6 protein-coding genes are annotated in these 5,602 nt (G+C 71.7%); 2 read left to right on the top strand and 4 right to left on the bottom strand.

Translation table 11 applies throughout. The annotated features are described in order from the left end of the window. Window positions 1–94 precede the first annotated feature (94 nt). The 3 genes from AC5LSR_RS10370 to nadA are packed head-to-tail and all read right to left on the bottom strand — an operon-like array spanning window position 95 to window position 3,036. On the bottom strand, window positions 95–1,075 hold the full coding sequence (locus AC5LSR_RS10370; protein ID WP_250292021.1) for an aldo/keto reductase family protein: 981 nt from the start codon (window positions 1,073–1,075) through the stop codon (window positions 95–97). 54 nt (window positions 1,076–1,129) lie between these two features. Beyond that, window positions 1,130–1,792, bottom strand: a complete 663-nt coding sequence (locus tag AC5LSR_RS10365; protein WP_250285804.1) for a DUF3043 domain-containing protein — start codon at window positions 1,790–1,792, stop codon at window positions 1,130–1,132. Then, on the bottom strand, window positions 1,792–3,036 hold the full coding sequence (nadA, locus tag AC5LSR_RS10360; protein ID WP_250285803.1) for a quinolinate synthase NadA: 1,245 nt from the start codon (window positions 3,034–3,036) through the stop codon (window positions 1,792–1,794). Before nadA ends, AC5LSR_RS10365 begins: the two co-directional genes overlap by 1 nt. Before the next feature lie 504 nt (window positions 3,037–3,540). On the opposite strand from nadA, the gene AC5LSR_RS10355 reads away from it, so the two are divergent. Then, window positions 3,541–3,924 (top strand): HesB/IscA family protein, encoded by a 384-nt coding sequence (locus tag AC5LSR_RS10355; protein WP_250285802.1) that lies wholly within the window; start codon window positions 3,541–3,543, stop codon window positions 3,922–3,924. A gap of 401 nt (window positions 3,925–4,325) precedes the next feature. Continuing rightward, on the top strand, window positions 4,326–5,306 hold the full coding sequence (locus tag AC5LSR_RS10350) for a carbohydrate kinase family protein (RefSeq protein WP_250285801.1): 981 nt from the start codon (window positions 4,326–4,328) through the stop codon (window positions 5,304–5,306). Between the two features lie 8 nt (window positions 5,307–5,314). Here AC5LSR_RS10350 and AC5LSR_RS10345 read toward each other — a convergent pair. Next, window positions 5,315–5,602 (bottom strand): sulfurtransferase TusA family protein (locus tag AC5LSR_RS10345; RefSeq protein WP_493468385.1); only part of this gene is annotated, 288 nt, incomplete at its 5' end.

Below are 5,602 nucleotides of genomic sequence, written 5' to 3'. Positions count from 1 at the left end.
GACCGCCGGCTGGTGACCATCGGCCGGCGGCCCTGCCGTCGAACGCGCCGATCATGCCTTTCGGGCGCTCGGCGGCCCGGGCGCGGCCGGGCGGCTAGCCGACGATCTTCGGGTCGGTGATGATGACGCCGCCGAGCACGGCGTCGATCCGGGCCAGCAGGTCGGGGCCGAGCTTCACCCCGGATGCCCTGACGTTCTCGTGGACCTGCTCCGGCCGGGACGCCCCGATGATCGCCGATGCCACGTTGTCGTTCTGGAGCACCCAGGCCACCGCGAGCTGGGCCGGGGACAGGCCGGCGTCGGCCGCGACGGGCAGCAGGTCCTGCACCCGGGTGAGGACGTCGTCGCCCAGCAGCCGCTGGATGAAGCGCCCGCCGTTCACGCTGGTGGCGCGGGTGTCCGCCGGCGGCGGCTGGCCCGGCCGGTACTTGCCGGTGAGCACGCCCTGCGCGACCGGTGACCAGACGATCTGGGAGATACCGGCGGCCTGGGACGTCGGGACGACCTCGGCCTCGATCGTGCGCCACAGCATCGAGTACTGCGGCTGGTTGGAGATGATCCGGTCGAAGCCCAGCTCGCCGGCGATCCGCACCGCGTCCGAGATCTGCGCGGCGCTCCACTCCGAGACGCCGACATAGAGGACCTTGCCGGCCCGCACGAGGTCGTCGAAGGCCCGCAGGGTCTCCTCCAGCGGCACCGTCGGGTCGTACCGGTGCGCCTGGTAGAGATCGACATGGTCGGTGCGCAGCCGCCGCAGCGACGCGTGGCAGGACTCGATGATGTGCTTGCGGCCCAGGCCCCGGTCGTTGGGGCCGGGGCCGGTCGGCCAGAAGACCTTGGTGAACAGCTCGTAGGACTCCCGACGGACGCCGTCGAGCGCCTCGCCCAGCACGGCCTCGGCGCGGGTGCCCGCGTAGACGTCGGCCGTGTCGAAGGTGGTGATGCCCTCGTCGAGAGCGGCCTGTACGCAGGCGAGCGCCTGTTCCCGTTCGACCTGGTCACCATGGGTGATCCAGTTGCCGTACGAGATCTCGCTGACGGACAGTCCGCTACGCCCGAGTCGTCTGTGCTCCACGCAGCCACCTTAGAACGCCCGTGCCCCGGGACGCCCGGCCGTGAAATCACACGTTCATCGTTGGCCGTCCCGGCGGCTCACCCGGGGCCGGGGCATCCGCCAGCGGGGCGGCAGGAGCGCGCGCTGCACCGCGTAGGCCCGGACCCGGACCCGCGAGTCCGGGTACTTGCGCGCGACCTGGCCGCTGACCTGGCGGGCCAGGACCACCGAGTCGACGGCCACCGCGAGGACGCCCAGCAGCATCAGCGAGGTGGTGACCAGCCGCACGTACGCGTTGGGGACGATGCCGCCGAGGAAGTACACCAGGGCGGCGGCGAGGAAGAACGGCCCGATGTTGCGGCGGGCGTCGACGAGGTCCCGGGCGAGCACCCGCTCGGGGGCGCGCTCGCGCGGCGGCAGCCTGCTGACGTCACCGGAGAGCATCGCCGCCCGGTACTCCCGGGTCGACCGGCGGCGCTCCTCGCGGCCGCGGGTCCGGGCCTCCTTGCGGGACGCCGTGGCGGGCAGGGCGCCGCCGCGGGCGCGCGCCGCCCGTGCCTGGCTGCGTTTCGGGGTGGGACGGCCTTTCCCCACCCCGCCCCCCGGCCGGTTCCCGGGCTCGGCGTCGGCGGGGGGAGCGGAGCCGGCGGTGGCCACCGGTGTGCCCGCGGTGCCCGCGGTGCCCGCGGTGCCCGCGGGATCGTCGGGGACGGACGTGCGTCGTTTCAACAGGGCCATCAGGGCAGTGCCAGCATCTGGTCGAGGGCCTTCCGGGCGTGTGCCGCGACGTCGGGGTCGACCGTGATGCGGTTGACCGTCTCGCCGCGGACCAGGGACTCAAGGGCCCACACGAGGTGGGGCAGATCGATACGGTTCATGGTGGAGCAGTAGCACACCGTACGATCCAGGAAGACTACGGTCTTGTCAGGGTGCCGGTTGGCCAGCCGCTGCACCAGGTTCAGCTCGGTGCCGACGGCGAACCTGGAGCCGGGCGGGGCGGCATCCACCGCCTTGATGATGTACTCCGTCGAGCCGACCAGGTCCGCGGCGGTGACGACCTCGTGCCGGCACTCGGGATGCACCAGCACGGTGACGCCGGGTATCCGGGCGCGTACCTCGTCCACGCAGCCGAGGCTGAACCGGCCGTGCACCGAGCAGTGCCCCTGCCACAGGATCATCCGGGCGTCCCGCAGCTGTTCGCGGGTGATGCCGCCGCCGGGGCGGTGCGGGCTGTAGACGACGCAGTCGTCCAGCGACATGCCCATCTCCAGCACGGCGGTGTTGCGGCCGAGATGCTGGTCGGGCAGGAACAGCACCCGCTCGCCGCGCCGGTCCGGCCCGAACGCCCAGTCCAGCGCCCGGCGGGCGTTGGAGGACGTGCAGATGGTGCCGCCGTGCCGCCCGGTGAACGCCTTGATGGCGGCGGAGGAGTTCATGTAGCTCACCGGCACGGTGCCGTCGGCGAGGCCGGCGTCTGCGAGCGTCTCCCAGGCCTGTTCGACCTGTTCGGCCGCGGCCATGTCGGCCATGGAGCAGCCGGCGGCGAGATCGGGCAGGATCACCTGCTGGTGGTCGCCGGTGAGAATGTCGGCGCTCTCCGCCATGAAGTGCACGCCGCAGAAGACGATGTGCCCGGCCTCGGGCCGGGCGGCGGCCTGCTGGGCGAGCCTGAACGAGTCGCCGGTGACGTCGGCGAAGGCGATGACCTCGTCCCGCTGGTAGTGGTGGCCGAGGACGAAGACCGAGTCGCCGAGGGCGGCTCTGGCCGCCCTGGCCCGCTCGACGAGCGTCGGGTCGGACGCGGGCGGCAGCGCGCCGGGGCAGTCGACCCCGCGCTCGCTGCCGGGATCCGAGCCGTGCCCGAGCAGCAGCAGCTCGAGCGGCCCGGCCAGGGAGCGGGGGCGCGGCGGGGACGGCGGCGTGACCGGAGGTGTTCCCGGCGCCGCGACGCCGGCGCGCTCGAGCGCGGGATGGGTCGTCATGCTCGCTCCTGAGGTCGACCGGCCGTGGCGTGGCCTGGCCGCACGCATGGGGACGTATGGTCGGTAAGACTCTAACTCGCCGCGGCCCTGTACCGCATCGTCTGGGACCTTCTGCCGTACCGCGCGGGACGAGTTCGTGATCACGCCGCGGGCCGCGTGCTTGGTCATGCGCGGACGATCTGCGTACGATGGGAAGGCAATCGCGGCGGGCGGCGTTCCAGCCAGACGTGTGCAACGGCTTGCTGGTGGCGGCCGCCGCTGGTAGTGACTCTGGTAGTGACTGCTGTCGCGATGGCAGGAACGGCGACCGTGCATGAAGGGTGGCGTCGCAGGCATCCCATGTTGTTGCCTACAGTGATGCGCACATCTCGGATGCGCATGTATTGCGAGTAGCCGAATACCTGGCATCCCTGCACACGTATCCAACCGGCCGAAGGAGGAGCGACAGTGGCTGTCGTCGTGACTCCCCACGCCCCAGGGAATATTCACTAGGGAGCAGCCTCCATGACAGTCCAGGACACGACGACCGATACGGCGACCGGCGTGGACACAGCGACTCGTCCGAACACCGTCATCCTGACCGACGTGGCCGCGCACAAGGTGAAGAGCCTGCTCGAGCAGGAGGGGCGTGAGGACCTCCAGCTGCGGATCGCTGTCCAGCCCGGCGGCTGCTCCGGCATGCGCTACCAGCTCTTCTTCGACGAGCGGCAGCTCGACGGCGACATCGTCCTCGACTTCTCCGGTGTCAAGGTCGCGGTCGACCGGATGAGCGGCCCGTACCTCGGCGGGGCGACGATCGACTTCGTAGACACGATCGAGAAGCAGGGCTTCACGATCGACAACCCGAACGCGGCGGGTTCCTGCGCCTGCGGCGACTCCTTCCACTGATCCCACTGATCCCTGTGATTCCCGCGGTCCCTGGTGCCCGCTGATTCCAGGGGCCGGGGGCCAGGCGTTGGTCCCTAGGGCCGGCCGGCCGTGTTGTCGCGGTCGCGGCCGGGGTGGCGGTAGGCGTCCGTCGCCGAGGTGACAGCGGACGGACGGGCCGGGGTGCCGGACACCTCCGGGCTACCGACGGTATCCGTTCGGTGCGCCGTTGGTTGTGACGTGTGGCCGGCTGGGCGCTCCCAGCCGGCCACACGCCTGCCGTGCCCACCCGTGCCGGCGGTCGTCCTGGCCTCGTCCTGGCCTGCTGCCCGTGTTTCACCGTGCGGGAACGCCGGCCAGGCACGGGCGGATGCCGGGTGGACCCGGCGGTTTCGGGTGATGGCCAGGTAGAATCACGCATCGTGCCTATTGCCGTTACGGGTTCCATCGCGACCGACCATCTCATGCGCTTTCCGGGCCGGTTCGCCGAGCAGCTGCTGGCCGACCAGCTGGACAGGATCTCCCTGTCGTTCCTTGTCGACGACCTGGTCATCCGGCGCGGGGGAGCGGCCGCCAACATCTGTTACGGGCTCGGACGGCTGGGCCTGCGTCCCGTTCTCGTCGGGGCGGTGGGCGAGGATTTCGCCGGCTACCGGTCCTGGCTCGACCGCAACGGCGTCGACACGAGCTCGGTGTATGTGAGCGAAGTCGCCCACACCGCCCGTTTCGTGTGTACCACCGACGACGATCTCTGCCAGATCGCCTCCTTCTATCCCGGCGCGATGAGCGACGCCCGGCTGATCGAGCTGCGCCCGGTCGCCGACCGCCTGGGCGGCCTGGACCTGGTCCTGATCAGCCCGAACGACCCGGAGGCGATGCTCCGCCACACCGACGAGTGCCGCGAACGGTCCATCCCGTTCGCGGCCGACCCCTCCCAGCAGCTCGCCCGGATGGACGGCCCACAGATCCGCCGGCTGGTGGACGGCGCGGCCTGGCTGCTGTGCAACGAGTACGAGAAGGGCCTGCTGGAGAGCAAGACCGGCTGGTCGGACGCGCAGGTGCTCCAGCGGGTGGGCATCCGGGTCACCACCCACGGCGCGGACGGCGCTGCCATCGAGGCCGTCGGGCAGGCGCCGATCCGGGTGCCGGTCGTGCCCGCCCGGATCACCCCGGATCCGACCGGCGTCGGGGACGCCTTCCGCGCCGGCTTCTTCGCGGGGCGCGCCTGGGAACTGTCCTTGGAGCGCAGCGCGCAGCTTGGCTGCCTGCTCGCCACGCTGGCGCTGGAGACCGTCGGCACCCAGGAGTACGAAACCGTCCCGGCCGAGCTGGTCAAACGCCTGTCGGAGACCTACGGCGCGGACGCCGCCGCGCAGATCGCCTCCCACCTGCCCACGGCCTGACCGGGGGCTCAGGCGAGGCGGCGGACGAGGTAGGCCGTCCCGCCCGTGGGCAGCGGCCGGGTCGCGACCAGCTCGTGGGAGCGCATCCGGCACCAGGCGGGGACGTCGAGGTCCGCGGCCGGGTCGTCCGCCCACAGCACCAGGGTGGTGTCGCGGTCGAGCTCGCCGATGCGGCGGGCCAGCTCGATGACCGGCAGCGGGCATCGGCGGCCCCGCGCGTCCACGGTGAACGCCGCCGTGTCCCAGCGGGCGTCATCCGTGTTACTCGTTCTGTCCGCGTTCTTTGTCATGTTTCC

This window comes from Protofrankia sp. CiP1_Cm_nod4 (assembly GCF_982290645.1).
Note: the sequence above shows the minus strand (reverse complement) of the source record. Positions and strands in the feature narration are given on the sequence as shown.

Bases quoted from the DNA above. Each gene is read 5' to 3' on its own strand.
- AC5LSR_RS10365 (WP_250285804.1), bottom strand. From the start codon at position 1,792: ATGGCCCTGTTGAAACGACGCACGTCCGTCCCCGACGATCCCGCGGGC.
- nadA (WP_250285803.1), bottom strand. From the start codon at position 3,036: ATGACGACCCATCCCGCGCTCGAGCGCGCCGGCGTCGCGGCGCCGGGA.
- AC5LSR_RS10355 (WP_250285802.1), top strand. From the start codon at position 3,541: ATGACAGTCCAGGACACGACGACCGATACGGCGACCGGCGTGGACACA.